The organism is Blastococcus sp. KM273128 (assembly GCF_021698975.1).
In the GTDB taxonomy this organism is placed as follows: Bacteria; Actinomycetota; Actinomycetes; order Mycobacteriales; family Geodermatophilaceae; genus Blastococcus.
Window position 1 is genome coordinate 1 of sequence record NZ_SSXA01000074.1, and the last position, 24,839, is coordinate 24,839.

At 75.1% G+C, this 24,839-nt stretch carries 19 protein-coding genes; 6 read left to right on the forward strand and 13 right to left on the reverse strand.

Going from position 1 to position 24,839, the window contains the following annotated elements; all coding sequences use genetic code 11:
* Window positions 1-100: 100 nt before the first annotated feature.
* The gene (locus tag E9529_RS17340) at window positions 101-1,810 is read right to left on the reverse strand and encodes a DEAD/DEAH box helicase (RefSeq protein ID WP_236832519.1); all 1,710 of its coding nucleotides are present in this window, start codon (window positions 1,808-1,810) and stop codon (window positions 101-103) included.
* 63 nt (window positions 1,811-1,873) lie between these two features.
* Here E9529_RS17340 and E9529_RS17345 point away from each other — a divergent pair, with 63 nt between their 5' ends.
* Window positions 1,874-3,292, forward strand: coding sequence for an amidase (locus E9529_RS17345; RefSeq protein WP_236832520.1), 1,419 nt, complete (start codon window positions 1,874-1,876; stop codon window positions 3,290-3,292).
* A gap of 163 nt (window positions 3,293-3,455) precedes the next feature.
* On the opposite strand, the gene E9529_RS17350 is transcribed toward E9529_RS17345, so the two are convergent.
* The 4 genes from E9529_RS17350 to E9529_RS17365 all read right to left on the reverse strand — a co-directional run bounded on the left by E9529_RS17350 (window position 3,456) and on the right by E9529_RS17365 (window position 12,294).
* Window positions 3,456-4,826: a glucose-6-phosphate dehydrogenase gene (locus E9529_RS17350; RefSeq protein WP_236832521.1), complete on the reverse strand. Its 1,371-nt coding sequence runs from the start codon at window positions 4,824-4,826 to the stop codon at window positions 3,456-3,458.
* Window positions 4,823-6,682 (reverse strand): glycoside hydrolase family 15 protein, encoded by a 1,860-nt coding sequence (locus tag E9529_RS17355; protein WP_236832522.1) that lies wholly within the window; start codon window positions 6,680-6,682, stop codon window positions 4,823-4,825. The genes E9529_RS17350 and E9529_RS17355 overlap by 4 nt, the downstream gene beginning before the upstream one ends.
* 120 nt (window positions 6,683-6,802) lie before the next feature.
* Window positions 6,803-11,854, reverse strand: a complete 5,052-nt coding sequence (locus tag E9529_RS17360) for an NAD-glutamate dehydrogenase (protein ID WP_236832523.1) — start codon at window positions 11,852-11,854, stop codon at window positions 6,803-6,805.
* Window positions 11,855-11,922: 68 nt separating this feature from the next.
* Window positions 11,923-12,294 (reverse strand): phage holin family protein, encoded by a 372-nt coding sequence (locus tag E9529_RS17365; RefSeq protein ID WP_236825474.1) that lies wholly within the window; start codon window positions 12,292-12,294, stop codon window positions 11,923-11,925.
* Between the two features lie 114 nt (window positions 12,295-12,408).
* Between E9529_RS17365 and E9529_RS17370 the strand changes: the two genes are divergently transcribed.
* Both E9529_RS17370 and E9529_RS17375 read left to right on the forward strand, forming a co-directional pair.
* Window positions 12,409-12,864, forward strand: a complete 456-nt coding sequence (locus E9529_RS17370; protein ID WP_236832524.1) for a hypothetical protein — start codon at window positions 12,409-12,411, stop codon at window positions 12,862-12,864.
* Between the two features lie 84 nt (window positions 12,865-12,948).
* The gene (locus E9529_RS17375) at window positions 12,949-14,142 is read left to right on the forward strand and encodes an ATP-binding protein (protein WP_236832525.1); all 1,194 of its coding nucleotides are present in this window, start codon (window positions 12,949-12,951) and stop codon (window positions 14,140-14,142) included.
* A 12-nt stretch (window positions 14,143-14,154) separates the two neighbouring features.
* On the opposite strand, the gene E9529_RS17380 is transcribed toward E9529_RS17375, so the two are convergent.
* Window positions 14,155-15,927 (reverse strand): SpoIIE family protein phosphatase, encoded by a 1,773-nt coding sequence (locus E9529_RS17380; RefSeq protein WP_236832526.1) that lies wholly within the window; start codon window positions 15,925-15,927, stop codon window positions 14,155-14,157.
* A 207-nt stretch (window positions 15,928-16,134) separates the two neighbouring features.
* On the opposite strand from E9529_RS17380, the gene E9529_RS17385 reads away from it, so the two are divergent.
* A complete protein-coding gene (locus E9529_RS17385; RefSeq protein WP_236832527.1) occupies window positions 16,135-16,590 on the forward strand; it encodes an ATP-binding protein in 456 nt (151 codons plus the stop codon).
* A gap of 656 nt (window positions 16,591-17,246) precedes the next feature.
* Here E9529_RS17385 and E9529_RS17390 read toward each other — a convergent pair.
* The 7 genes from E9529_RS17390 to E9529_RS17420 all read right to left on the reverse strand — a co-directional run bounded on the left by E9529_RS17390 (window position 17,247) and on the right by E9529_RS17420 (window position 22,497).
* Complete coding sequence (locus E9529_RS17390; protein ID WP_236832528.1) at window positions 17,247-17,609, reverse strand: response regulator; 363 nt, start codon at window positions 17,607-17,609, stop codon at window positions 17,247-17,249.
* On the reverse strand, window positions 17,610-18,149 hold the full coding sequence (locus E9529_RS17395; RefSeq protein ID WP_236832529.1) for a chemotaxis protein CheX: 540 nt from the start codon (window positions 18,147-18,149) through the stop codon (window positions 17,610-17,612).
* Window positions 18,146-18,529 (reverse strand): response regulator, encoded by a 384-nt coding sequence (locus E9529_RS17400; RefSeq protein WP_236832530.1) that lies wholly within the window; start codon window positions 18,527-18,529, stop codon window positions 18,146-18,148. The genes E9529_RS17395 and E9529_RS17400 overlap by 4 nt, the downstream gene beginning before the upstream one ends.
* Before the next feature lies 1 nt (window position 18,530).
* Complete coding sequence (locus E9529_RS17405) at window positions 18,531-19,355, reverse strand: protein-glutamate O-methyltransferase CheR (RefSeq protein ID WP_236832531.1); 825 nt, start codon at window positions 19,353-19,355, stop codon at window positions 18,531-18,533.
* Entirely contained in the window at window positions 19,352-20,461 is a 1,110-nt protein-coding gene (locus E9529_RS17410) for a chemotaxis response regulator protein-glutamate methylesterase (protein WP_236832532.1), read from the reverse strand. The genes E9529_RS17405 and E9529_RS17410 overlap by 4 nt, the downstream gene beginning before the upstream one ends.
* A gap of 513 nt (window positions 20,462-20,974) precedes the next feature.
* Complete coding sequence (locus tag E9529_RS17415) at window positions 20,975-21,877, reverse strand: hypothetical protein (RefSeq protein WP_236832533.1); 903 nt, start codon at window positions 21,875-21,877, stop codon at window positions 20,975-20,977.
* Window positions 21,878-22,062: 185 nt separating this feature from the next.
* The gene (locus E9529_RS17420; RefSeq protein ID WP_236832534.1) at window positions 22,063-22,497 is read right to left on the reverse strand and encodes a PepSY domain-containing protein; all 435 of its coding nucleotides are present in this window, start codon (window positions 22,495-22,497) and stop codon (window positions 22,063-22,065) included.
* A 181-nt stretch (window positions 22,498-22,678) separates the two neighbouring features.
* Between E9529_RS17420 and E9529_RS17425 the strand changes: the two genes are divergently transcribed.
* Both E9529_RS17425 and E9529_RS17430 read left to right on the forward strand, forming a co-directional pair.
* The gene (locus E9529_RS17425) at window positions 22,679-23,362 is read left to right on the forward strand and encodes a response regulator transcription factor (protein ID WP_236832535.1); all 684 of its coding nucleotides are present in this window, start codon (window positions 22,679-22,681) and stop codon (window positions 23,360-23,362) included.
* The gene (locus E9529_RS17430; RefSeq protein WP_236832536.1) at window positions 23,359-24,744 is read left to right on the forward strand and encodes an ATP-binding protein; all 1,386 of its coding nucleotides are present in this window, start codon (window positions 23,359-23,361) and stop codon (window positions 24,742-24,744) included. Before E9529_RS17425 ends, E9529_RS17430 begins: the two co-directional genes overlap by 4 nt.
* The last annotated feature ends 95 nt before the right edge of the window (window positions 24,745-24,839 follow it).

A 24,839-nucleotide genomic window follows, 5' to 3' on the forward strand; every position in this document is an offset into this window, starting at 1 on the left:
GCCAGGGTAGTGATCGACACAGCGGCTACTCCTCAATCAAGTTGCCGCCATCACCTCACAAGATCCGCGAAGTTCAACGCTGCGCCACGCTACCGATCCGTCAGCGGCCGCGGTCGCGCCGCACCTGGGCCTTGCGCCCCTTGATCATGGTGGCCCGGAGCGCCTGCACGACCTCGTCGGCGGCGGCCTCGGGCACCTCGACGAGGGCGAACCGCTGGTGGATCTCGATCGACCCGACGTCACGCCCGGTCAGCCCGGTCTCCCCCGTGATGGCGCCGACCAGGTCGCCCGGGCGGATGCCGGCGTCCCGGCCCACCCCGACGAACAGCCGGGCGGCCGGGCCACCGGACCGGCCCGCAGGCCGGGCGGGCCGCTCGTCGCGCCGCCCGCCGTCGCGCCCGCCACCTGCCCGCCCGCCGTCCCGCTCGGGGCGGAAGGAGACCTGCGGGATCTCCTCGTCGTCGTCCACCGGGCCGGTCGCCTCGTGGGCGAGCTTCACCGCGGCGAGCGCCACCTCGACGAGGTCGAACTCGTCGGTGAGGGTCTCGACGACGACGCGGAAGCGGTCGAGGTAGTCGGTGAGCAGGCTCTCCCGCAGCGCGGCCCGCGTGAGGTCGAGCCGGCGGGCGCGGAGGTCGGCGACGGTGGGCACCTTCTCGACGGCGATCGGCGCGCCGGCGACCCGCTCGATGGTCTTGAGCATCCGGTGCTCGCGCGGCTCGGCAAGGGTGATCGCCACGCCCTCGCGGCCGGCCCGACCCACCCGGCCGATGCGGTGCACGTAGGACTCCGGCGCCGAGGGGACGTCGTAGTTGACGACGTGGGTGAGCGTCTCGACGTCCAGCCCGCGCGCGGCGACGTCGGTGGCCACCAGCAGCTCCGCCGTCCCGCCGCGCAGCCGCCCCATCACCCGGTCGCGCTGCTCCTGGCTCATGCCGCCGTGCAGCGCCTCGGCCCGGTACCCACGGCCGTTGAGCGTCTCGGTGAGCGAGTCGACCTCCTCGCGGGTGCGGCAGAAGACGATCGCCGCGGCCGGCGCCTCGACGTCGAGGATCCGCCCCAGCGCGGCCGGCTTGGCCCCGCGGGGCACCACGTAGGCGGTCTGGCGGATGCGGGGCGCGGTCCCGGGGGCGGACCGCTCGCGGGCGATGGTGATCCGCACCGGGTCGGAGAGGTGGCGGCGGGCCAGCGCGTCGAGGCGACGCGGCATGGTGGCCGAGAAGAGCACCGTCTGCCGCTCCTCCGGCGTCGCCTCGAGGAGCGCCTCCAGGTCCTCGGCGAAGCCCATGTCCAGCATCTCGTCGGCCTCGTCGAGCACCACCGTGGCGATCCCGTCGAGGCGCAGCGAGCCCCGGTTGAGCAGGTCGAGGGCGCGGCCGGGGGTGGCGACGACGACGTCGACGCCCGACTCCAGCGCGCGCAGCTGCCGCACGATCGGGGCGCCGCCGTAGACCGGCAGCACGCGGGCGCCGAGGTCGCGGCCGTAGCGGTGCAGCGCCTCGGACACCTGGACGGCGAGCTCGCGGGTGGGCACCAGCACCAGCGCGACCGGGGCCCGGTCGGTGCGGTGGGCCGGCATCCGCTGCAGCACGGGCAGCGAGAAGGCGGCGGTCTTGCCGGTGCCGGTGGCGGCCTGGCCCAGCAGGTCGCGCCCCTCGGCCAGCGGCGGGATGGCCTGCTGCTGGATGGGGGTGGGCTCCTCGTAGCCGAGGGCGTCCAGCGCGCGCAGCAGCTCCGGGCGCAGGCCCAGGTCGTCGAAGGTGGCGCCCTCGGGGGCGGGGTCGCCGGCGGGGTCGTGGTCCTCGGTCATCGCCGTCCATCGTTCCCCCCGGCCGCCGGTCACGCGCGGGCGGGTTTCTGGCAGGCTGCCCGGGTGACCGCCGACGACGACCTCTGCACCCGTCCCGCGACCGAGCTCGCCGCCCTGGTCCGCGACCGCGAGGTGTCCGCCCGCGAGCTGCTGGAGGTGCACCTCCGGCGGATCGAGCGGCTGGACCCCCGGGTCAACGCCGTCGTCACCGTGGACGCCGAGGGCGCCCGCGCCGCCGCCGACGCCGCCGACGCCGCCCAGGCCGCCGGCCGGCCGCTCGGCCCGCTGCACGGGCTGCCGGTCGCCCACAAGGACACCCACGCCACCGGTGGCATGCGCACCACCTGGGGCTCGCCGCTGCACGCGGAGACCGTGCCGGACGCCGACGAGCTGGTGGTGGCGCGCCTGGTGGGGGCCGGGGCGGTCCGGGTGGGCAAGACCAACGTGCCCGAGTTCGCGGCCGGCTCGCACACCTTCAACCCGGTGTTCGGCGTCACGCACAACCCCTACCGGCACGGCCTCTCCGCCGGCGGCTCCAGCGGCGGGGCGGCGGCGGCCCTGGCGGCCGGGTTCGTGCCGGTCGCCGAGGGCAGCGACATGGGCGGGTCGCTGCGCAACCCGGCCGCGTTCTGCAACGTCGTGGGCCTGCGGCCCACCCCGGGCCGGGTGCCCACCTGGCCCGCGCCGATGGCGTGGTCGCAGCTGTCGGTGCAGGGGCCGATGGGCCGCACGGTGGCCGACGTCGCGCTGCAGCTCTCGGTGATCGCCGGCCCCGACCCTCGGGTGCCGATCTCGCTGTCCGACGACCCGTCCGGCTTCGCCGCGCCGCTGCCCGAGCGCCTCGACGGCCTGCGCGTGGCCTGGGCGCCGGACCTCGGCGGCCAGGTGACCGTCGACCCGGCGATCACCGCCGTCCTGACGCCGTCCGTGGCGGTGTTCGAGTCGCTGGGCGCCACCGTCGAGGAGGCCTGCCCCGACCTGTCCGGCGCCGACGAGGTGTTCGGCACGCTGCGGGCCTGGCTGTTCGACGCCGCGTTCAGCGACCTGGCCCGCCGGCACCCGGACCAGGTCAAGGCGTCGATCCGCTGGAACGCCGAGCTGGGCGCGAAGCTCACCGGCTCCGACGTGGCCCGCGCCGCGCAGCTGCACACGAAGCTCTACGAGCGGGTGGTCGCCTTCTTCGAGCGGTACGACGTGCTGCTCGCGCCCACCACGCAGGTGCTCCCCTTCCCGGTGGAGGTCGAGTACCCGACCGAGATCGCCGGCGTCCACCAGGACAACTACCTGGAGTGGATGCGCTCGTGCACCGTCATCTCGGCGACCGGCTGCCCCGCGCTTTCGGTGCCGGGCGGTTTCACGGAGGACGGGCTGCCGGTCGGGCTGCAGGTGATCGCCCCGCCGCGGGCCGACCGTCGGGTGCTCGAGGTGGGCCACGCCTTCGAGCAGGCGACCCGGTTCGGCGAGCGCCGCCCGCCCCTCTGAAGCGTTCTACCGCTCTCTAGCTCCCACGCTAGAGGACGTCATACCAGCCGAGACCTCGCTCGGAGCCGCGAACCATGCGAACTCGTGGTCGTCAGCGGCTGATGGCCACGAGTTCGCATGGTCCGGCGGGGAACGGAGCGGCGTCAGGACGGCGGCGCAACGGTCAGGCGGGTGACGGGCCGTCCGAGCCGGCCGGGTACTCCAGCAGCGGGACCTCGCCCGCGGCCCACGCCGCGAGGACCGGCTCGACGATGCGCCAGGACTCCTCGGCCTCGACGTCGCTGATGCCCAGCGCCGCCTCCCCGTCGAGCAGCCCCCCGAGCAGCAGCCCGTACGCCGAGAGCGCCTGCGGCGGGAGCTCGGCCGCCAGCGCCCGCCGCTCCAGGTCGAACGGGTCACCGGCGCCGTTGAGGTTGACCTCGAGGCTGATCGCGTCGGGGTCCAGCCGCAGCCGCAGCACGTCCGGCTCGGGGTGCGCCTCCCCGTCCTGCCGCCCGAAGGCCAGGTGCGGCACCGGGCGGAAGCGCAGCACGATCTCGTGCCGGTCGGCGCCCAGCGCCTTGCCCGAGCGCAGCCGGAAGGGCACGCCCGCCCACCGCCAGTTCTCGACCTGCACCGTGTACTCGGCGTAGGTCTCGGTGCCGCGGTCGGGGTGGACGCCCGGTTCGGCGGTGTAGTCGGGCAGCTCCCGCTCCCCCACCCGGCCGGCGGTGTAGCGGGCGCGGACGGTGTCCCGGCGCGGGTCCTCCGGGGAGCGGACGGCGCGCAGCACGTCGGCCTTGCGCGCGGCGAGGCCGTGGGCGTCCAGGGCGGCCGGCGGCTCCATGGCGACGACGGCCAGCACCTGGAGCAGGTGGTTCTGCAGCATGTCGCGCAGCGCGCCCGCGGTGTCGTAGTAGCCGGCCCGCCCCTCGAGGCCCAGGGTCTCGTCGAAGACGATCTCCACCTGCTCGACGTGCTGGGCGTTCCACACCGGCTCGAACACCCGGTTGGCGAAGCGCAGCCCCAGGATGTTCAGCACCGTCTGCATCGCCAGGAAGTGGTCGGTGCGGAAGACCTGCTCCTCCGGCACCAGCCGGTGCAGCACCTCGTTGAGCTGCCGCGCATCGGCCAGGTTGCGCCCGAACGGCTTCTCGACGGCGACGACCGCACCCTCGGGCAGCCCGACCTCGGCCAGCGCCTCGAGCGTGGGCAGGAAGACGGTGTTCGGCAGCGCCAGGTAGACCACCGGCACACCGCCGGCGCGCTCCAGGCCGGCCCGCAGGTCGGCGGGGACGGTCACGTCGCCCTGCCGGTACCCCAGCCGGCCGAGCAGCCGCTCGCGGGCCTCCTCGGGCACGTGCGCCGCGTGCTCGGCCAGCCGGTCGCGCGCCCAGCCGCGGTACTCCTCGTCGGTCCATTCCTCGCGGCTGACCGCCACCACCGCGGCCGGCCCGGCGAGCGCACCGGCGGCGACGAGCTCGGCGAGCCCGGGGAGGAGCAGCCGGCCGGTGAGGTCCCCGGTACCCCCGAGCACCACGAACGAGCGGGTCACCGTGCCGCACCTCCCTCGGCGGCGGCGGTGGCCCGCGCGAGGTTCCACCCGCTGCTGATCACGCCGACGTGGCTGAACGCCTGCGGGAAGTTGCCGAGGAACGCGCCCGTCGAGGGGTCGACCTCCTCGGCGAGCAGGCCCAGCTCGGTGGCCCGGCCGCAGAGCGAGGCGTAGAGGTCGTGGGCCTCCTCCAACCGGCCCTGGCCGACCAGGTTGTCGACCAGCCAGAAGCTGCAGAGCAGGAAGGCGCCCTCGGTTCCTTGCAGCCCGTCGGGCGACTCCTCGTGCAGGTAGCGGTAGAGCAGCCCGTCGCCGGCGGAGAGGTGGCGGCGCACCGCCTCCGTGGTCGCGACCATGCGCGGGTCGTCGGCCGCGACGACCCGGCGCAGGGGCAGGGTGAGCAGCGAGCCGTCCAGCCCACCGCGGTCGCCCCCGCTCGGCGGGGTCAGGTGCTCGGTGAACGTGCCCCGGTCGGGGTCCCACGCCTGGTCGAGCAGGGTGCGGTGGATCCGGTCGGCCTCGGCCCGCCAGCGCTCCCGGGGGTGCGGGAGCCCCTGGTGCTCAGCGATCCGCAGCGCCCGGTCGACGGCGACGTGGCACATGGCGACCGAGTAGGTGAACGGCCGCCCGGCGTCGCGGATCTCCCAGATGCCGTGGTCCGGCGTCTCCCACCGGGAGACGGCCTGCTCGGCCAGGGACCGCAGCGCGATCCACAACGGCTCGCTCACCTCGCCGCCGCCGCGCACCCACTGGTAGGCGACGTCGAGGAGTTCGCCGTACACGTCGTTCTGCACCTGCCGGGCCGCACCGTTCCCCCAGCGGACCGGGGAGGAGCCGCGGTAGCCCGACAGCGTGGCGTCCAGCCACTCGGTCGCCGGCGGCTCCCCGTCGAGGGCGTACATGATGTCGACCCGACCGCGCCGCTCGACGTTGCGCAGCGTCCAGGCCAGGAAGGCGTACGACTCCTCCCCCATGCCGATGCGGTTGAGCGCGTAGCCGGTGAAGGCGGCGTCGCGCACCCAGGTGTAGCGGTAGTCCCAGTTGCGCTCCCCGCCGATGCCCTCGGGCAGCGACGAGGTGGCGGCGGCCATCACCGCCCCGGTGGGCACGTGGTCGAGGAGCTTGAGCGTCAGCGCGGAGCGCCGCACCAGCTCCCGCTGCGGGCCCTCGTAGGCCAGGCAGCCGGCCCAGTCACGCCACGCCGCGGCGGTCTGGTCGAGGAGCCGCTGGGGGTCGTGGCGGGCGCGGGTGTGGGTCTGCCCGGACCACTGGAGGGTGACGGTCAGCCGCTCACCGGCCGCCAGCCGCGCCCGGCCGGTGATCGCGCCGTCGCCGCTGAGCGTCAGCGGGTGCGAGCACCAGAGCAGCAGGTCCAGGTCGGGGCGGGCCGGCCAGCGGATCCGCCAGGCCTCGAGTTCCGAGCGCACCTGGACGCCGTCCTTCGGAGCCAGCCGCACCTCGACGTCGACCGAGCCGGACAGCACCCGGGCGGTGCGCAGGATCTCGCCGCGCCCGGCCGGCACCGGCTCGGACAGGTCGGCACCCGACCGCAGCGGCAGGCAGTCGGTCAGCTCCAGGACGCCGTCGACCGCGTGCAGCTCGGTGACCAGCACGCCGGTGTCGGGCAGGTAGCGCTGCTCGGCCTGCCGGAGGCCGGCCGGGGTGACGGAGAAGGTGCCGCCCCCCCGGGCGTCCAGCAGGCCCGCGACGAACGGCTCGCCGTCGAACGTGGGCAGGCAGAGCCACGGGATCGCGCCGTCCCGGGCGACCAGCGCGCAGGTGACGCCGTCCCCGATGAGCCCGTGATCCTCGATTGGCAGGTAGCCGTCGGTGCGGTGGAGGGGGCGGAGCGGCACGGGCGGTCCTCGCGTCGGGGGCAGGGGTCCGTGGCACCCTGCCCGCGCGCGGCCCCGCCAACCCCCACCGCGGATGACGGTCCTGTGACTGCCGTCCTCTACGGCCCTCTAGGTCTCCCGCTAGACGGTCCGAGAAGCACCCAGAGGCGCCCCGGTCACGTCCCCTTCCGGGCGCGGGAGGCGCCGGGCCCGGCGGCGCCTGCGCAGCCCGCGGAGGGTCCGGACGGCGACCAGCAGCTCGGCGAGCTCGTGCCGCTCCCCGGCGGTGATGTCGGCCAGCTGGGCGGCCGCGCGGCGCTGCGCGGGGTCCCAGCCCTCGGCCCACCGGCCGACCAGCGCGGCGGGGTCCTCGTCGTCGCCGGTGCGCAGGCTCAGCACGTCCTCGGTCAGCGAGGACTGCTCCATCGCCAGGTCGTCGCGCAGCGACGCCCGCGCCATGGAGGGCCAGCGCCGGTCGCGGGGCAGGGCGATCACCTGCTCGCGCAGCGTCACCAGCCCGAGGCGCTCGGCCAGCCCCTGCATGACCTGGCCGGCCAGGGTGACCGGGGCACCGGTCCGCTCGGCGACGACGGCCAGGTCCAGCGCGGCCGGCAGCAGCGGCGCCGACGCCACCCGCGCGGCGAGCTCCGCGGGCAGCCCGGCCTCCTGCAGCCGGGCGGCACGCGATTCGTAGGCCGCCGCCTCCCCGCCGAGCAGCCACCCGGGGAGCCCCGCCTCCACCGCGCGGACCGCCGGGGCGAACCGGTCGACCACCTCCGCCAGCGGCGGCGGGTCCCCGGCGGTGAGCTCGGGCTGGCGCAGCAGCCAGCGCGCCGCCCGCTCGGCCAGCCGGGTGGCCTCCGTGCGCGCCTCCACCTGCGTGGCCGCCGACACCTGGTTGTCCAGCGGGCGGACGGCGTCCCACATCCGGTCGACGCCGAACACCGCGCGGGCCACCGCGTGCGCCCGGACGATCGCCGGCAGCGGCACCCCCGTCTCCTCCGCGAGGCGGAACAGCCCGGTGACCCCGGCGATGTCGACCGTGCGGTTGGTCAGGACCGTGGCGATGATCTCGCGGCGCAGCGGGTGGCTGGTGACCGCGGCGGGGAACCGGCTGCGCAGCGGGCCGGGGAAGTAGTCGACCAGCAGCGCCTCCAGCGCCGGGTCGTCCGGCAGCGGCGAGGCGAGCACCGCGTCGCCGGTCTCGAGCTTGGCGTAGGCCAGCAGCACCGACAGCTCCGGGCTGGTCAGCGCGTGCCCGTCGCGGCGGCGCTCGGTGAGCGCGCGGTCGTCGGGCAGCGCCTCCACGGCGCGGTTGAGCCGGCCCGAGCGCTCCAGCTTGCGGATGAACCGTTCGTGGGAGTCCATCAGGCTGCGCGCGGCCGCGGCCTCGCCGGCCAGCGTCGCGTTCTGCGCGTGGTTGTGCGTGAGGACGGCGGCGGCGACGTCGTCGGCCATCTCGCCGAGCAGCGCCGCGCGCCCCTCGGCGTCGATCCGCCCCTCGTCGACCACCCGGTTCAGCGCGATCTTGATGTTGACCTCGTGGTCGGAGGTGTCCACGCCGGCCGAGTTGTCGATGGCGTCGGTGTTCACCCGACCGCCGGCCAGCGCGTACTCGACCCGGCCGCGCTGGGTCAGCCCGAGGTTGCCGCCCTCCCCCACGACCCGCGCCCGCAGCTGCCGGCCGTCCACCCGCACGGCGTCGTTGGCCTTGTCGCCGACCTCCAGGTGGCTCTCGCCGGAGGCCTTGACGTAGGTGCCGATGCCGCCGTTGAACAGCAGGTCGACCGGTGCGAGCAGCACCGCGCGGATGAGCTCCACCGGGCTCAGCGCCGTCACCCCGCCGGGCAGCCCGAGGGCGGCCCGCGCCTGCTCCGACACCGGCACGGTCTTGGCCGTGCGCGGCCACACGCCGCCGCCCTCGCTGATCAGCGAGGTGTCGTAGTCGGCCCACGAGGAGCGGGGCAGCGCGAACAGGCGCCGGCGCTCGGCGAACGACGTCGCCGCGTCGGGGGTGGGGTCGAGGAAGACGTGCCGGTGGTCGAAGGCGGCCACCAGGCGGATGTGCTCGCTGAGCAGCATCCCGTTGCCGAACACGTCGCCGGACATGTCGCCGATGCCGGCGACGGTGAAGTCCTCCCGCTGCACGTCGACGTCGAGCTCGCGGAAGTAGCGGGTCACCGACTCCCAGGCGCCCCGGGCGGTGATGCCCATGGCCTTGTGGTCGTAGCCGACCGACCCGCCGGAGGCGAAGGCGTCGCCCAGCCAGTAGCCGCGCTCCAGCGCCACCTCGTTGGCCAGGTCGGAGAAGGTCGCCGTCCCCTTGTCCGCGGCGACGACGAGGTAGCTGTCGTCGCCGTCGTGCCGGACCACCTTCTCCGGGGGGACGACCTCGCCGTCGACGAGATTGTCGGTGAGCGACAGCAGCGCGCCGACGAACAGCCGGTAGCAGGCCTGCCCCTCGGCGAGCACCTCCTCGCGGGAGGCGGGGTGGGTGGGGGAGTCCGCCGGAGGGCGCTTGACGACGAAGCCGCCCTTGGCACCGGTGGGCACGATGACGGTGTTCTTCACCATCTGCGCTTTCACCAGGCCGAGCACCTCGGTGCGCAGGTCCTCGCGCCGGTCGGACCAGCGCAGCCCGCCGCGGGCCACCTTGCCGAAGCGCAGGTGCACGCCCATGACGCCCGGCGAGCTGACCCAGACCTCGTGCGCCGGGCGCGGCTCGGGCAGGTCGGGCACCCCGGCGGGAGCGATCTTGAGCGCCAGCGGGGTCGGCCGCTCCGGGGTCGAGGCGTAGTAGGTGGTGCGCTGGGTGGCGGTGACCGCGGCCAGCAGCGAGCTCAGCACGCGGTCGGCGTCGAGGGAGGCGACCTCGCCGATCGAGCGCTCCAGCGCCGCGACCAGGTCGGCCTGCCGGGCGTCCCGGCCGGTGACCCGGCCCGGCGAGAAGCGGGTCTCGAACAGCGCCACCAGCCGCGCCACCACGCCGGGGTGGGCGGCCAGCGTCTGCTCGACGTAGGCCTGGCTGAACGGCAGCCCGGCTTGGCGCAGCCACTGCACGTAGGCGCGCACGACCGTCACCTGCCGCCAGTTGAGCCCGGCGAGCACGACCAGCGCGCCCAGGCCGTCGTCCTCGGCCTCTCCGCGCCAGACCGCGCTGACGGCCTCGGTGAACCGCTCGGGCAGCGAGCGCAGCAGCGGGAGCTCGACCGGCGGGACGGCGACGCCGAAGTCGTAGATCCAGGTGGGCGGCGCCCCGATGCGGTCGATCTCGTAGGGGCGCTCGTCGACGACGTCGACGCCCATGTTCTGCAGCATCGGCAGGATCTGGGAGAGCAGCAGCCGCTCGCCGACCCGGTAGACGGTGAGCCGGCGCTCCCCCGGCGCCGCGGCGGTGGGCGTGGAGAGCCGCAGCGCCAGTTCACCGGGGGCCAGGGCGTCCAGCCGCACCACGTCCTCGACGGCGCGCTGCGCGTCGAAGTCCTCCTGGTAGGCGGCGGGGAAGGCGTCCGCGATCCGCGCGAACACCTTCTCGGCGTCGGCGCCGAAGCGGGCGGCCAGCGCGTCGGAGAGCTCGTCGTTCCAGCTGCGGGCGGCGGCGGCGAGATCGGCCTGCAGCGCCTCGACGTCGACGTCGACCTGCTGCTTGGCCCCCTGCCGCCCCACCGGCGGGCGGACGACGAAGTGCAGCCGGGCCAGCACCGACTCGGTGGACCGGGCGGTGAACTCGATGCTGGAGCCGCCCAGCCGCGCGAGCAGCAGCTGCTGCATCGCGACCCGGACCTCGGTGGTGTAGCGGTCCCGCGGGAGGTAGACCAGGGCCGACCAGAACCGGCCGGTGGGGTCCCGCCGCAGGAACAGCCGGGTCTGCCGCCGCTCCTGCAGGTGCAGCACCGACATGGCGACCGGCAGCAGCTCGTCGGCGCCGACCTGCATCAGCTCGTCGCGGGGGTAGGTCTCCAGGACGTCGAGGAGCTCCTTGCCGGTGTGGCTGTCGGCCGGCACGCCGGAGCCGGTGACGACCTCCGCCACGCGGCGCCGCACCACCGGGACGTCGAGCACGCTGGTCGTGTAGGCCGACGTCGGGAAGAGGCCCACGAAGCGGCACTGCCGCCGCGTGCCGTCCCGGCCGTCGGGCAGGGTGACGCTCACCAGGTCCAGCCAGGCCCGCCGGTGCACCGTCGAGCGGCTGTCGGCCTTGGTGACGGTGAGGAGGTGGTCGACCGGGGCGCTCGCGGTCTCCGGCGTGCTGCCGGAGGTGCCGCCCATGCCGGTGTCGCTGCGGAGCACGCCGAGGCCGGTGCCCGCCACCGGCTGGACCGCGGGGCGGTCCGGGTCCTCGGCGAGCGTCACCTCGCGGGCGCCCAGGAGCACGAAGTTGCCGTCGGCCAGCCAGCGGAGCAGCGCCGCGGCCTCGGCCGGGTCGTCCGCGGCGTCCCCGGCCGGGGCGGCGTCGCGTTCCTCGACCGTCGCGGCGAGCGCCCGCAGGCGGTCCCGCATCCGGCCGGTGTCCTCGTGCACCGCCCGCACGTCGTCCAGGACGGTGCGCAGCCCGGCGACGAGGTCGTCGGCGGCCTCCGCGTCCAGGGGGCCGTCGAGCACGATCGCCATCCAGGACTCGGCGAGCGCGTCGGGGCCGCACGAGGCGGGGTCCCCGCTGTCGCAGAACGTGAGCACCCGCCCGCGGACGTCGCGGCGCAGGACCAGCACCGGGTGCACGACGTGCTCCAGCCCGAACCCCTGCCGCGTGACCTCCGCGGTGACCGAGTCGACGAGGTAGGGCATGTCGTCGGTGACCAGCCGGACCACGGTGCGGCCGGCGCCCCGGCCACCCGGGATGCCCCGCACGTCGACGGTCGCGGCGCCGGGCGGGCGGACCTCCGCGAGCGCCAGGTGCCCCAGGGCGAGCGCGGCCAGAGCGGCCGGCTCGGTGCCCAGGACCTCCTCGGCGGGCTCGCTCCAGTAGTAGCGCCGGAAGAAGGCCGGGACGTCGGCGGCGGTGCACCCCTGGGGGAGCGCCGGCGCGCCGCGCTCGGCGTCGGTGACGGCCAGCGCGGCCGCCTTCCGCAGCAGCTGCCTCTTCTCGTCGCGGCCTGCCTCGAGGGCGGCGAGCTCGGTGAGAGCGCCGCTCGAGGGGCCGCCGTCCCGGTCGCGCACCGGGATCCCCGGGGTGACACCGGTGTCACTGGCCATGTCTGGCCACGCTACTGCTCCCTGAGATCAGCGTCACGGCGACGCGGGCAGCGCGCCGGGACGGCGCCTCAGCGGTCGAGGAGCTGGTCGGCGATCCAGCCGACGACGGCGAGGATGAGCCCGCCGATCACCGCGGTGCCGAACCCGTCGATGGTGAGCCGGTCGGTGATCGCCGCGGTCAGCCCGAGCAGCGCCGCGTTCACCACGAGCAGGAACAGCCCGAGGGTGAGCAGCACGAACGGCAGGGAGAGCAGCCGCAGGACCGGCCCGACCAGCGCGTTGACGACACCGAAGATGAGCCCGATCCACAGGTAGCTGCCGTACTCCCCCAGCGGTCCGTCGGGGTTGGGCAGCACCTCCAGGCCGGGGAGCACGTCGAAGTAGGTCAGCCCGTAGAAGGCCGCCGCGAAGATCACGACCTTGAGCAGGAACTTGATCACGGGACGACGCTATCCCCGCTGCCCGCCCGATCGTGGGATCTGGCCCCGTCTTCCGCCGTCTACGCCCTCGGCTAGACGGTGGCAGATCCTGGTCGACACGGGGAGGATGCCGTCGTGACGAGCGCCGACGAGCCGCTCGCGATCCGGCCGCCGACCTGGGTCCGGGTGCTGGGTCCGGTGCTCCTGGGCCTGTGGCTGGGCGAGGTCGTCCTGCGCCCGCAGGCGTGGGGCCGGCTCCTCGTGCCGGTCGTGGCCCTCACGTGCCTCGTGGCGGTCGTCGTCGGCCGGATGCTGTCCTGGAGCGTCGTCGGCAGCACGGACGGACGGCTGACGGTGCGCAACACCTGGTCCACCCGGACCTTCCTGCGCAGCGAGATCACGGCCGTCGGGATCGACCGGGCCGGCCGCCCGGGGCGCGGCTGGGCGGTGTTCCTGCTCCTGGACGACGGCACGCGCCACCGGCTCGACGTCACCGAGGCGCCCTTCTTCGGGCCGTTCCACGAGACGCTGGAACGGCAGGCCGCCGCGGTGCGGGCCTGGCTGGACGGGCGGGCGCACGCGCGCCTCTGACGCCTCCCGGCCACGGGCGACACGCCATCGCCACTTCTACGCATCTCTACGGCACAGGCTAGAGAACCGCATACGGTGCACGACATGGATCCCGTCCGGAACCCCTACGCCCCGGGCGCCGGCCAGCGCCCGCCCGAGCTGGCCGGCCGCGACGACGAGCTGCAGGCCTTCGACGTCGTCCTGGAGCGGATCGCCCGCGGCCGCCCGGAGCGCTCCCTGGTGCTCACCGGGCTGCGCGGCGTCGGCAAGACGGTGCTGCTCAACCAGCTGCGCTCGGCCGCCATCTCCCGGGGTTGGGGCACCGGCAAGATCGAGGCGCGACCGGAGCAGTCGCTGCGCCGGCCGATCTCCTCGGCCCTGCACATGGCGCTGCGCGAGCTGGGCCCGCGGCACGGCGACCAGGAGTCGGTGGCCGAGGTGCTGGGCGTGGTGAAGGCGTTCGCCCAGCGGGTGAACGCGGCCGAGGCCAAGGTGCGCGACCGCTGGCAGCCGGGCATCGACGTGCCCGCCGCGACCGGGCGCGCCGACTCCGGCGACATGGAGATCGACCTGGTGGAGCTGCTCAGCGACGCAGCCGGGGTGGCCGCCGACATCGGCAGCGGGATCGCCCTGTTCATCGACGAGATGCAGGACATCCAGCCCGACGACGTCTCGGCGATCTGCGCCGCCTGCCACGAGCTCTCCCAGCAGGGCGCACCGCTCATCGTCGTGGGTGCCGGGCTCCCCCACCTGCCGGCCGTCCTCTCGGCGTCGAAGAGCTACTCGGAGCGGCTGTTCCGCTACCTGCGCATCGACCGGCTCGAGCGCGCCGCCGCCGACCGGGCGCTGCTCGCGCCCGCCGAGCGGGAGGACGTCACCTTCGAGCCGGCCGCCCTCGACGCCCTGTACGAGGCGGCCGACGGCTACCCCTACTTCGTGCAGGCGTACGGGAAGGTCACCTGGGACCTCGCGGCCTCCTCCCCCATCACCGCCGCGGACGTCGCGATGGCGGCGCCGGTCGCCGAGGCCGAGCTCGCGGTCGGGTTCTTCGGCTCGCGCTACGACCGCGCCACCCCGGCCGAGCGGGAGTACATGCACGCGATGGCGGAGCTGGGCGGCCCCGGCGGCGCCGCGGTGGCGACGTCGGAGGTCGCCGTCTCGCTGGGCCGCAAGCCTGCGTCCCTCTCCCCCGCCCGCGACTCGCTGATCAAGAAGGGCCTGGTCTACTCCGCCGAGCGCGGCCAGATCGCGTTCACGGTGCCGCACTTCGGCCGGTACCTGCTGCGCCACCCCGACTGAGGAAGGACTCCGTCAGGCAGGGTGCGGGAGCGTCGGCGGCAGCACCTCGGGGCCGGCCTCGAGCGGCCGGGGGCGGTCGACCGGGTGGGCACGTACCGCCAGGACGGCGACGTCGTCCTCGACGCCCTCCCCGAGCATCTCCTCGAGCAGCCGGTCGCACAGCTCGTCCAGGGAGAGGTCGGCGGAGCCCGCGAGCACGGCCCGCAGCCGCTCCCGGCCGTCGTCCAGGAGCTCACCGCGCCGCTCGAAGAGGCCGTCGGTGAACAGGACGAGCGTGCTGCCGTCGGGCAGCGGGGCGGCGCCGCCGGACAGCTGCTCGACCCAGCCCGACCCCAGCGGCGGCCCGACCGGGACGGCGAGGTCGCGCACCGTGCCGTCGGCGAGCAGGAGCAGGGGGTCGGGGTGCCCGGCCGCGGCCCAGTGCAACCGGCGCGTCCCGGCGGCGCGCTCGGCCTCCCCCTGCTCGATGCGGCAGACCAGCGCGGTCGCCATCGCCGGCACCGCCAGCCCCACCAGGGCGTTGTCCACCCGGCGCAGCAGCCCGGCCGGCTCCTCCAGCCGGTCGAAGGCGATGGCCCGCACGAGGGTCTTGATCTGCCCCATCGCGGCGGCCGCGCCGATGTCGTGACCCATGACGTCGCCGATGACGAGCACCGTGTCGCCGTCGGGCTGGAGGAACGCGTCGTACCAGTCGCCGCCAATGGAGACCCCGCGCGTCGCCGGGCGGTACCGCACGGCCAGCTCCAGGTGGTCCGGCTGCACCGGCGGGGACAGCAGGCTCAGCTGCAGCCGCTCGGCCACCTGGTGGTTGAGGGTGACCAGGCGGGCGTTGTCCAGCGCCAGGGCCGCCCGCCGGGAGGCGATATCCGCCGTGCGCAGCTCCGCCGGGGTGTGCGGCCCCCGGTCGGCGCCGTTCACGAGGGTGAAGGCGCCGAACACCTCGCCCCGGGCGATCAGCGGGAAGGTGGCGACGGCGGAGGGCGCCAGCGGCGCGAGCGCCGCGCGGCTCGCGTCGTCCCGGATCATCGTCTCGAAGTCGTGCTCGGTGAGCTCCTCGATGATGACCGGCTCGGCCCGGCGCAGGGCCACCGGGACCGGGGCGGTGGCGTCGTTGGAGGCGACCCGCGCGTCGGCGTACCGGTGCATCGCCGCGGCCATCTCCGGGTCGCGGTGGGCCCGGCCGACGTCGCGGCGGGTGCCGTCGGGGTCCACGACGCTGACCAGGCACCAGTCGGCCAGCTCGGGGACCACCCGCGCGGCGAACCGGCCGACGGCCTCGTCGGTGTCCAGCGTCGAGGTCATCTCCTGGCTGATCTCGCCGAGGAGCATGAGGAAGCGGCCGGACTCCTCGGCCACCCCGGCGGCCCGCGCTGCCTCCGCGGCGGCCAGCTCGCGGGCGTGCACCGCGGCGGCGCGCTCCTCCTCGGCGCGGCGCGCCTGGGTGATGTCGTCGTAGGTGACCACCAGCCCGGCGTCGGTCAGGAAGGCGTCGGCCCGGAACCACGTGGCCAGCGGCTCGTACCAGGCCTCGACGCTGCCCGCGCAGCCGGTGGCCCGGACCGAGCGGTAGAGGAGGTCGAACGGTCCACCGACGGCTTCCGGGAACTCCGCCCAGACGTCCCGGCCGAGGAGGCCGGGCACCGTCCGGGCGAGCACCCGGGCGCCCGCGGAGTTGATGTAGCGGAAGCGCCAGTCCTCGGAGAGGACGAACAGCGGGCGGTCCATGCCCTCGACCGCCTCCAGGAGCAACCCGCTCAGCTCCGGGGCGGTGTCGTCCACCGTCATCCCTGCCCCGTCCCGCCGCGCGGTCGGCAGCCTGGCCCCAGAGCCTGACCGTTCCGGGACCCGTTGGCAATCCTGCACGCCCGCTCCACCCCCTGCGGAGGGGAACGTGATGCTCGGCACACTCCCCTCTCCGCGTCCGGGAGGGGGTTGACACCGACCCGGCCGGGGAACCACGGGACGGTCCATGACCCGAGTCGAGGGGGAGGCATGGGGCGACTCGCGTGGCCGGTCCGCCCGTTACCGGACGGGCGCGGCGAGGTGTGGCGCTGGCGGCTCGGGTCCCTCGCGGAGCTCCCGCGGGCCCGGGCGGCGCTGCGCTCGTTGATGCACGACGTCGAGGAGGCGCCCGCCGACGACGTCTCGGGCGAGCAGCTCGTGCTGGCGTTCGACGAGCTCGCCTCCAACGCCCTGCGGCACGGCGAGCACCCGGTCGTCGCCACGGTCGTCGCCGGCAGCGGCGGCTGGCTGCTCGACGTGAGCGACCGGGCCCCGCAGGCGATGCCGGCCCCCACGGTCGACCGCGACCCCGCCGAGGGCGGCATGGGGCTGCAGCTGGTGGCGCGGCTGTCGGTGGCCCACGGCTGGTACGTCGACGAGGACTGCAAGCACGTCTGGGCCTGCCTGCCGACCGCCTGCGACGAGCGCGCCTCGGCATCCGCCTGACGACGGTTCCACGTGCAACACGAGACCCCCGCCGCTCCGAGGAGCAGCGGGGGTCTCGTCATCGCGGTGAGCACGGTCGTCCCGAGTGGGCCCCGGAGGGGTCCGCGCAGGGACGACGCAACGGCTCAGCGACCGCCGGGGACGGCACCTGGCCGCGGCGAGCACGGTCGTCCCGAGTGGGCCCCGGAGGGGTCCGCGCAGGGGCGACGCAACGATGGCGAGGTCGACCCGGTTGAACGCCGACAGCATGCCGGCGAGGTCGCCGGGGAGCTCCTCGCCCGGGGCGTAGAGCTTGTGCAGCTTGGAGTGCGGGGCGCCCGGGGTGTTGAACAGCGCGGACAGCACGTTCACCACCTCGTGGAGCGCCTCGACCTGCATGGAGGTCAGCTCGCCGTCCTCCTCGACGGCGTCCTGGCACCCGCCCGGGGGCAGGAGCGCCAGCGCGCCGCCGGTGTAGGCCGCCGCGCCGAGGTCCATCAGGCACAGGGCGTTGACGGCCATCTGCGGGTCGACGTAGACGGCGACCGCCACCGGCTTCTCCGGCGTCGGGGTGACCGGCGCGCCCGGGGAGACGTTGACCGGCTTGCCGACCAGGCCGGTGAGCATGTCGCGGATGTCCTTGGCGGCGGGCAGCTGCACACCCGTGGTGGGGGCGGTCATGCGATCACCCCGTCCAGGTGCTCCTTGAAGGTGTCCTCCGTGAAGGGCTTGGCGATGAGGAACAGGGCGCCGGCGTCGGCGGCCTTCTCCCGCATCTCGGGCGAGCCCTCGGAGGTGACGAAGCCGAAGGGGACGACCGAGCCGGAGGCGCGCATGGCCTGCAGGCACTCGATGCCGGTCATGTTCGGCATGTTCCAGTCCGACAGCACCAGGTCGGGCTGCTCGGACGAGACCTTGGCCAGGGCGTCGGCGCCGTCCTCCGCCTCGACGATGTCGTGGTCGTCGTAGCCGGCCTGGCGCAGCGTGCGGATGACGATCTGCCGCATCACGCGGCTGTCGTCGGCGATCAGGATCTTCACTCAGGACACCTCGTTCTTGCGGGTAGGGGTGGTACCGGGCAGGGGCGGGAGTGCGCCCTGCACCGAGATGGCGACGGGCTCGCCGCGCCAGAGCAGGTCGAGCCGGCACACGTCGGCCGGGTTGCGGACCAGCGGCGCGTTGCCCACCTGCGGCAGGCTGAGCGCCGAGGGGCCGGGCAGCGCGGCCTTCACGTTGCCGCCGACGACGTTGGCGATCTCGCCGAAGGCGTCGGCGACGTCCTCGTCGTCGAGCACCGCCGGGGCGGTGTCCCGCAGCAGGGCGCGGGAGAGCTCCTCGGCCGTGCTGCGGGCGGTGGTCAGGACGACGCTGCCGGTCCAGGGACCGACGACGTCGACCCAGCTGGACACGATGTCGACCGGCAGCTCGCCGGGCAGCGGGACCAGGACCTCGTCCTCGCCGACGAGGGCGACCCACGCCTCGGCGGCGATCGCCTCGACGGTGGCGGCGTCGATCAGGTCGGTGATGACCGGGCGCACGTCGCCGGAGCGACGCCGTGCACCCGTGTCCGTCGTCGTCACAGGGAGACCTCCTGCGGGAGCAGGCCGAGGAGCGCGAGCTTGTCGCGGATCGCGTCGGCGGTGAACGGCTTGATCACGTACTCGTGCGCGCCGGCGGCGAGGGCGCGGACGATCTGGGTGTGCTCGCTCTCCGAGGTGACCATCATCATGGTCATCGAGCGCCACGCCGGGTTGGCGCGGACGGCGGAGACGAACTGCAGCCCGTCCATCACCGGCATGTTCCAGTCGATGGTGGCCAGGTCGGGGAGCCAGCCCTCGTCCAGCACGTCGAGCGCGGCCCGGCCGTGCTCGGCGTCCCGGACCTCGTAGCCGAAGCCGGTGAGGATGCCGGTGACGATCCGGCGCATGGCGCGGGAGTCGTCGATCACCAGTGCACGCATGTCATGCCCCCTTCAGCGGGCGGTAGGCGGAGCTGCGGCCGATGACGACCCGCTCCCAGGAGTCGTCGACGCCGAGGGTGGTCTCGGCGGCGCCGAGGAACAGCCACCCGTCGGGCCGCATCAGGTCCCGCACGCGGCGGAGGATCGACTGCTTGGTGGGCAGGTCGAAGTAGATGAGCACGTTGCGGAGGTAGACGACGTCGAACGGGCCCATCCGCGGCAGCGGCGCCGCGAGGTTGCACTCGCTGGCGTTGACCATGCGGCGCAGGTTGGGCGACACCTCCCACTCGTTGCCGGCGCGGGCGAAGTGCCGGACCAGCATCGGCGCCGGGAGCCCGCGGTTGACCTCGAGCTGGCTGAACCGGCCGGCGCGGGTGCGCTGCACCATCTCGCGGGAGAGGTCGGTCGCGGTGATCGACACCCGCGAGGCGGCGTTGGGCAGGGCGTCGTCCAGGAGCATGGCGATCGTGTACGGCTCCTGCCCGCTGGAGCAGGCCGCCGACCAGATCTGCAGCCGCTCGTTGGCGCCGCGGGCGGTGAGCAGCGACGGCAGCACCGTCGAGGTGAGCGCGGTGAACGGGTCGCCGTCGCGGAACCACGAGGTCTCGTTGGTGGTGAGCGCCTCGACGATCCGCCGCTGGCTGTCGGCGTCCGGCCGGACGCGCACGCTCTCGACCAGCTTGGTGACGTCGGCCATCCCCATCTGCCGGGCGATCGGCAGGAGGCGGGCCTCCACCAGGTACTCCTTGCCCGGCTGGAGCACGATGGCGCTCTCCTTGCGGACGAGGTCACGGACCCAGTCGAAACTGGTCGCGGTCAGACTCATCGACGACCTCCCACGGCCATGGTGGTTCCGGTGTTCAGGGGTGCGGCACCGGCGAGGTGGCGCTGGATCGCCTCGGCGATCCGGTCGAGCGGCAGCACCTCGTCGGCGTAGCCCGCCTGGGCGACGGCCCCGGGCATGCCCCAGACGACCGAGGTGGCCTGGTCCTGCACGACGACGGTGCCGCCGGCGTTGCGGATCTCCCCGCAGCCGTTCCGCCCGTCGGCGCCCATGCCGGTCAGCACGACACCGAGGACGGCGCCGTCGTAGGCGGCCACCGCGGAGCGGAACAGCGGGTCGACGGCGGGGCGGCAGAAGTTCTCGGGCGGGTTCTGGTTCAGCGCCGTGGTGAAGCCGGCGCGGCCGTTGGCGCGGACGACCAGGTGGTGGTCGCCGGGGGCCAGGTGCACGGTGCCGGGCAGCAGCGGGGTGCCGTCGACCGCCTCGACCACGCGCAGCGGCGAGAGCCGGTCGAGCCGCTGGGCGAACTGGCGGGTGAAGACAGGGGGCATGTGCTGGGCCAGCAGCACCGGCACCGGCAGGTTCGCCGGCAGCGCGGGCAGGACCCGCGCGAGCGCCTCCGGCCCACCGGTGGAGGACCCGATGACCAGCACGGCCGGCTTCTTGCCCGGGCCGGTGCGGGGGGCGGCCGGGCGTGGCGGCGGGACCACCGCGGCGGCCGGGCGCACGGGGGTGACCGGGCGGCCGGTGAGCGCCTTGATCTTGGGGATCAGCTGCTCGCGCACGCTCTCCATGGACTGCGCCACGCTGCCGACGTTGGCCGGCTTGGTGACGTAGTCGTTCGCCCCCGCCGACAGCGCGTCGAGGGTCGCGGTGGCGCCGCGCTCGGTGAGCGTGCTGAACATGATGATCGGCACGCGGTCGTGCGTCCCGCGGATGGCCCGGACGGCCTCGATGCCGTTCATCTCCGGCATCTCGATGTCCATCGTGACCAGGTCGGGCTTGAGCTGGGGCAGCTTCCCGAGGGCCACCTTGCCGTTGACGGCGGTGCCGACGACCTCGATCCCCGGGTCCGCGGAGAGCACGTCGGTGACGATCTTGCGGACGACGACCGAGTCGTCGACCACCATCACCCGGATCGGGTTCACACGTCCTCCTGGCCCTGCCCGCGCCGACCGGCGGGCACGTTGTCTGTATCGGCATCTCCGCGTCCGGCTTGAGCCCTTCAGCGGTGCGGACCCCGCGTTCCCGGAATGCTCGGGAGATCGGTGGCGGAATGCCGCGGCGCGACGCCCGAAAAGCTGAAGCGACACCCACCCGAGAGCCTCGACCGCCATTCCTGCGGAATGGTCCGAGGTGTCCCGGGTGCGGCGCACTGCGCTCCCCTGAGGCGCCCCAGCGCCGCGAGGGCGCGCGGGATCGCGGCCGGAGCAGGCTGGTGCTGACCAGGATCTTCGGCGGCGGAACGGCAGGGTGAAGCCGACACGCGAAATGCGTGGCGCGATCTTCTCGTCACCAATGCGGATGGACGACGACCGGCACGACCATTGTCGACAAAGCGCCGCGAAAGGTCACCGGGGGCGGTCGGCGACGATCACCGGCCCGGGCCGGGATGATCACCGGCCGGGCACGGGAATGCGCGGCACAGGGCCGCGAACGGATCAGGCGAGGGCGGCGACGCGCCGGCCCGGCGCGCGGAGCACCGCGGCGTTCTCGGTACCGAGCAGGTCGTCGAGCACGATCGCCTGGACGCAGCCGGCCACGGCGTTCCACACGCCGGCGGCGCCGTCGTGCAGGTCGAAGCCGCCGTCGAGGAAGGCCTGGACGGCCAGGAGCTGCGCCGCGGCCAGCGAACGGGTCCGCCCGGAGACGTGCGCGCCCCAGGACGCCTCGTGCATGGCGGTGGCCCAGGGGCGGTGCGCGGCGCGGCCCTCGTCGACGGCCACCCGCCAGCCCGCCCGGCCGGCGTCGTCCAGGTCACGGACGGCAGCGAGGAAGCCGGTCAGCTCCCCGGCGTCGGCCAGCCCCCAGCCGGTGGGCCCTGCGAGCCGCCCGCCGTCGAGGGCGCGGTCGAAGGCGACGGTCAGCTCGCGGCGCACCAGCGGCGGCAGCACGCCGGCGGCCCAGAAGCCGACGGCGGCGTCGGCCAGCACGTCGGCGGCCTGCTCCCACGTGCCGTCGTCGACCCGGCCCGCGAGCGGGTGCTCGTGGCCCAGGACGTCGTCGCGCAGCAACCGCTCCAGCGTCGGGGCGTCACCGATCGTGCCGAGCTCGAGCTGGCGCACCAGCAGGGCGGTGCGGTCACCGGCCCCCTCGGCGGCGTCGGCCGCGGTGCGCACGTGCGGCACGGCCGCCGCCATCTCCCGCGCCCGGCGGTTGCGGACCGCCCGCACCCCGCGCTGCTCGCGGTCCAGCCCGCGGGCGGGGTGGGCGCCGGCCAGGCGGATGAGCGCCGGCTCGTCGACCCCCAGGCCGGCGAGGAGGACCTCGGCGACCTGCCGGCCGGCGGGCAGCCGGACCAGGTCGAACCCGAGGGTGGCAGCACTCACCAGCGAGTAGGGCACGGCACGCCTCCAGGGCTCCGGGAACAGGGCAACCCATGCTGACTGCCCCGTCCCCGGAGCACCATGCCGCCGTCACCCGTTCGCCGGAGGCCCGTTCTGCCTACCGTGCGCGTCACGCCCTGCACTGTCAGCGATCGATCACGCTGAGTAGTGATTTGGTGGCGGAGGTCCGACGGCGGCGCGGATCAGTCTTCGTCGTCGTAGTCGTCGTCGGTGTCGTCGGTGTCGTCGTCCTCCTCGGACTCGCTCCCCAGCACGCTCGCGTCGCCGGCGTCGACGGTGACCTCGCGCACCGCGCCGTCCTGGGCGCGGACCTCGACCTCCCAGACGACGTAGCCGTCCTCGTCCTCCAGCTCGATCGCGACGACCTCGCCGCCCCCGACCGACGCCACGGCGGCGTCGACCGCCTCGTCCTCCGCCACGGTGGCCAGCTCCGCCAGCGCGGACTGCTCGGCGGCGTCGTCCTCGGGCAGGGCCGACTCGTCCACCGCCACGGTGCCCGGGCGGGTCCGCTCGTCCCCCTCCTCCCCGCCGACGGTGGCGACCGCCACCCCGCCGGCCACGGCCAGGACGGCGGCGGCGCTCGCGGTGACGACGGCGGTCCGCTTGGCGATGCGCATGAGTTCCTCCTCTACGGTCCGGCAGGGTGCCGGGCTCGTCGACGACGGTGCCCGCGCCGGATGAGGATCCGATGAGCCGGACCTGAGCTCACCTCTCATCGCCGGCCCGCCGGCCGGGCGGGCACCTGCCCGCGGGTGCCGCTCTCACCGTCCCCTCATCCCGTCGTGCCAGCCTGGGGTCATGCGGGTGCTGGTCGTCGAGGACCACGGCAACATGCGCGGCGTCCTCGTGCGTGGCCTGGCAGAGGCCGGGTACGCCGTGGACGCCGTCGCCGACGGGCCGGCCGGGCTCGCCCGCGCCTCCGCCGGCAGCTACGACGCGGTCGTGCTCGACGTGATGCTCCCGGGCATGGACGGCTTCGCCGTCTGCCGCGCCTTGCGGGACCGCCGGGTGTGGACGCCGGTGCTGATGCTCACCGCCCGGGACGCGGTCCCGGACCGCGTGCACGGGCTCGATGCCGGCGCCGACGACTACCTGGTCAAGCCGTTCGCCTTCACCGAGCTGCTCGGCCGGCTGCGCGCCCTGCACCGCCGCGGGGCGCCCCCGCGGCCGGCGGTGCTCGGTTGCGGGCCGCTCTCCCTGGACCCGGCGGCCCGGGTGGCGCGCTGCGACGGCCAGGTCGTGGAGCTCTCCCGCCGCGAGTTCACCCTGCTGGAGTTCCTGCTCCGCCACCCCGGGCACGTGCTCTCCCGGGCGCAGATCCTCGAGCACGTCTGGGGCCACGACTACGACGGGCAGTCCAACGTGGTCGACGTCTACGTGAAGTACCTGCGCGACAAGATCGACCGGCGCTTCGGCCTGGATCTGGTGCAGACCGTGCGGGGCTCCGGCTACCGGGTGGCCTGCGCGGATCCGGCGCCGTGAGCGTGGTCTCGCGGATGCCGATCAGCATGCGCCTGGCGGCGCTGTCGACGGCGTCGCTGGGCGCGTTGCTGGTCCTGGTCGGCGTCGTCGTGCACGTGCTTCTGGGCAACGCCCTGAGAGAGGGGGTCGACCAGCGGCTGGCCGACCTCGCGGCCGCCCTGCCGGACGACCTGGTCGGCCGCGTCGTCGACGAGGACGGGCTCGGGCTGGACCTCGCCGACCGCACGGTGCAGGTCGTCGACGGCGGCCGGGTCGTGGGATCGGCCGGCGACGACGTACCGCGGGCACCCCTGCTCGGGGCCGGCGACCTGGCCCGGGCCCGGGACGACGTCGTCCTGCGGACCGTGACCGCGGACGGGGAGGACCTGCGCGCCCTCGCCGTCCCGTACGGCGACGCGGTCGCCGTCGTGGCGACCGAGCTCGAGGAGGTGTCCGACGCGCAGGAGGCGTTCGTCGCCGGTTTCGTGCCGGCCGCGGCCCTGGCCACCGTTCTCGCCGGGTTCCTCGGCTACGGCATCGCCCGACGGGGGCTCGCGCCGGTCCGGCGGGCGACCGACGAAGCCCTGGCGATCAGCGCCGCCGACCTCTCGCGCCGGTTGTCCCCGCCTGCGCGCCCCGACGAGGTGGGCCGCCTCGTGCACACGCTCAACAGGATGCTCGACCGGCTGGCCGCCGCCGTCGCCCGGGAGCGGGCGTTCACCGCCGACTCCAGCCACGAGCTCCGGACGCCGCTGGCGATCCTCACGGCGGAGGTCGAGCTGGCCCGCGACAGGACCGCTGACGAGCCGGTGCGCCGGGGTCTGGACACGGCGCTCGCCGAGGCCGGCCGGCTCTCGGGCCTGGTCGACGACCTGCTGGTGCTGGCGCGCGCCGACGCCGGCCACCTGCAGGCGTCCGGGCCGTTGGACCTCGACGAGCTCGTCGACCGGGTGGTCGCCCGGTTCGCCACGCTCGCGGCGAGGCAGGGGGTGCAGCTGCGGGCCACCGGGGCCGCCGTCGTCCGCGGCGATGCGGCGGGGGTGGAGCGGGCGGTGGCCAACCTCGTCGACAACGCGCTGCGGCACACGCCCGAGGGCGGCGCCGTGACCGTCGAGGTGCGCGCCACCGGCGCGGAGAGCGCGGAGATCGCCGTCCGGGACACCGGGCCGGGCGTGCCGCCCGACCGGCTGCCATCCCTGTTCGACCGGTTCAGCCGGATGGACGACGCCCGGCACGAGCGGGGTGGCGCGGGGCTCGGGCTGGCGATCGTCGCCGCTGTCGCAGCGGCGCACAGCGGCGGTGTCAGCGCGCGGAACGGTCCCGACGGCGGCCTGACCGTCGCCGTCCGGCTCGGTGCGGCGGACGGTCCTGCCCGGCGGCCGGGGCGGAACCGGGAACCCTGACGACCGACGTGGCTCGGCCCCTGGTCGGGCAGCTGCTCCGGGGAGCCGCCCGACCAGGGGCCGAGGATGCCGGTCGCGGTGCCGTCCGGCGGATG

Coding starts and splice junctions, on each gene's coding strand:
- E9529_RS17340 (WP_236832519.1), bottom strand. CDS start 1,810: ATGACCGAGGACCACGACCCCGCCGGCGACCCCGCCCCCGAGGGCGCC.
- E9529_RS17360 (WP_236832523.1), bottom strand. CDS start 11,854: ATGGCCAGTGACACCGGTGTCACCCCGGGGATCCCGGTGCGCGACCGG.
- E9529_RS17375 (WP_236832525.1), top strand. CDS start 12,949: ATGGATCCCGTCCGGAACCCCTACGCCCCGGGCGCCGGCCAGCGCCCG.
- E9529_RS17380 (WP_236832526.1), bottom strand. CDS start 15,927: ATGACGGTGGACGACACCGCCCCGGAGCTGAGCGGGTTGCTCCTGGAG.
- E9529_RS17385 (WP_236832527.1), top strand. CDS start 16,135: ATGGGGCGACTCGCGTGGCCGGTCCGCCCGTTACCGGACGGGCGCGGC.
- E9529_RS17400 (WP_236832530.1), bottom strand. CDS start 18,529: ATGCGTGCACTGGTGATCGACGACTCCCGCGCCATGCGCCGGATCGTC.
- E9529_RS17405 (WP_236832531.1), bottom strand. CDS start 19,355: ATGAGTCTGACCGCGACCAGTTTCGACTGGGTCCGTGACCTCGTCCGC.
- E9529_RS17420 (WP_236832534.1), bottom strand. CDS start 22,497: ATGCGCATCGCCAAGCGGACCGCCGTCGTCACCGCGAGCGCCGCCGCC.
- E9529_RS17425 (WP_236832535.1), top strand. CDS start 22,679: ATGCGGGTGCTGGTCGTCGAGGACCACGGCAACATGCGCGGCGTCCTC.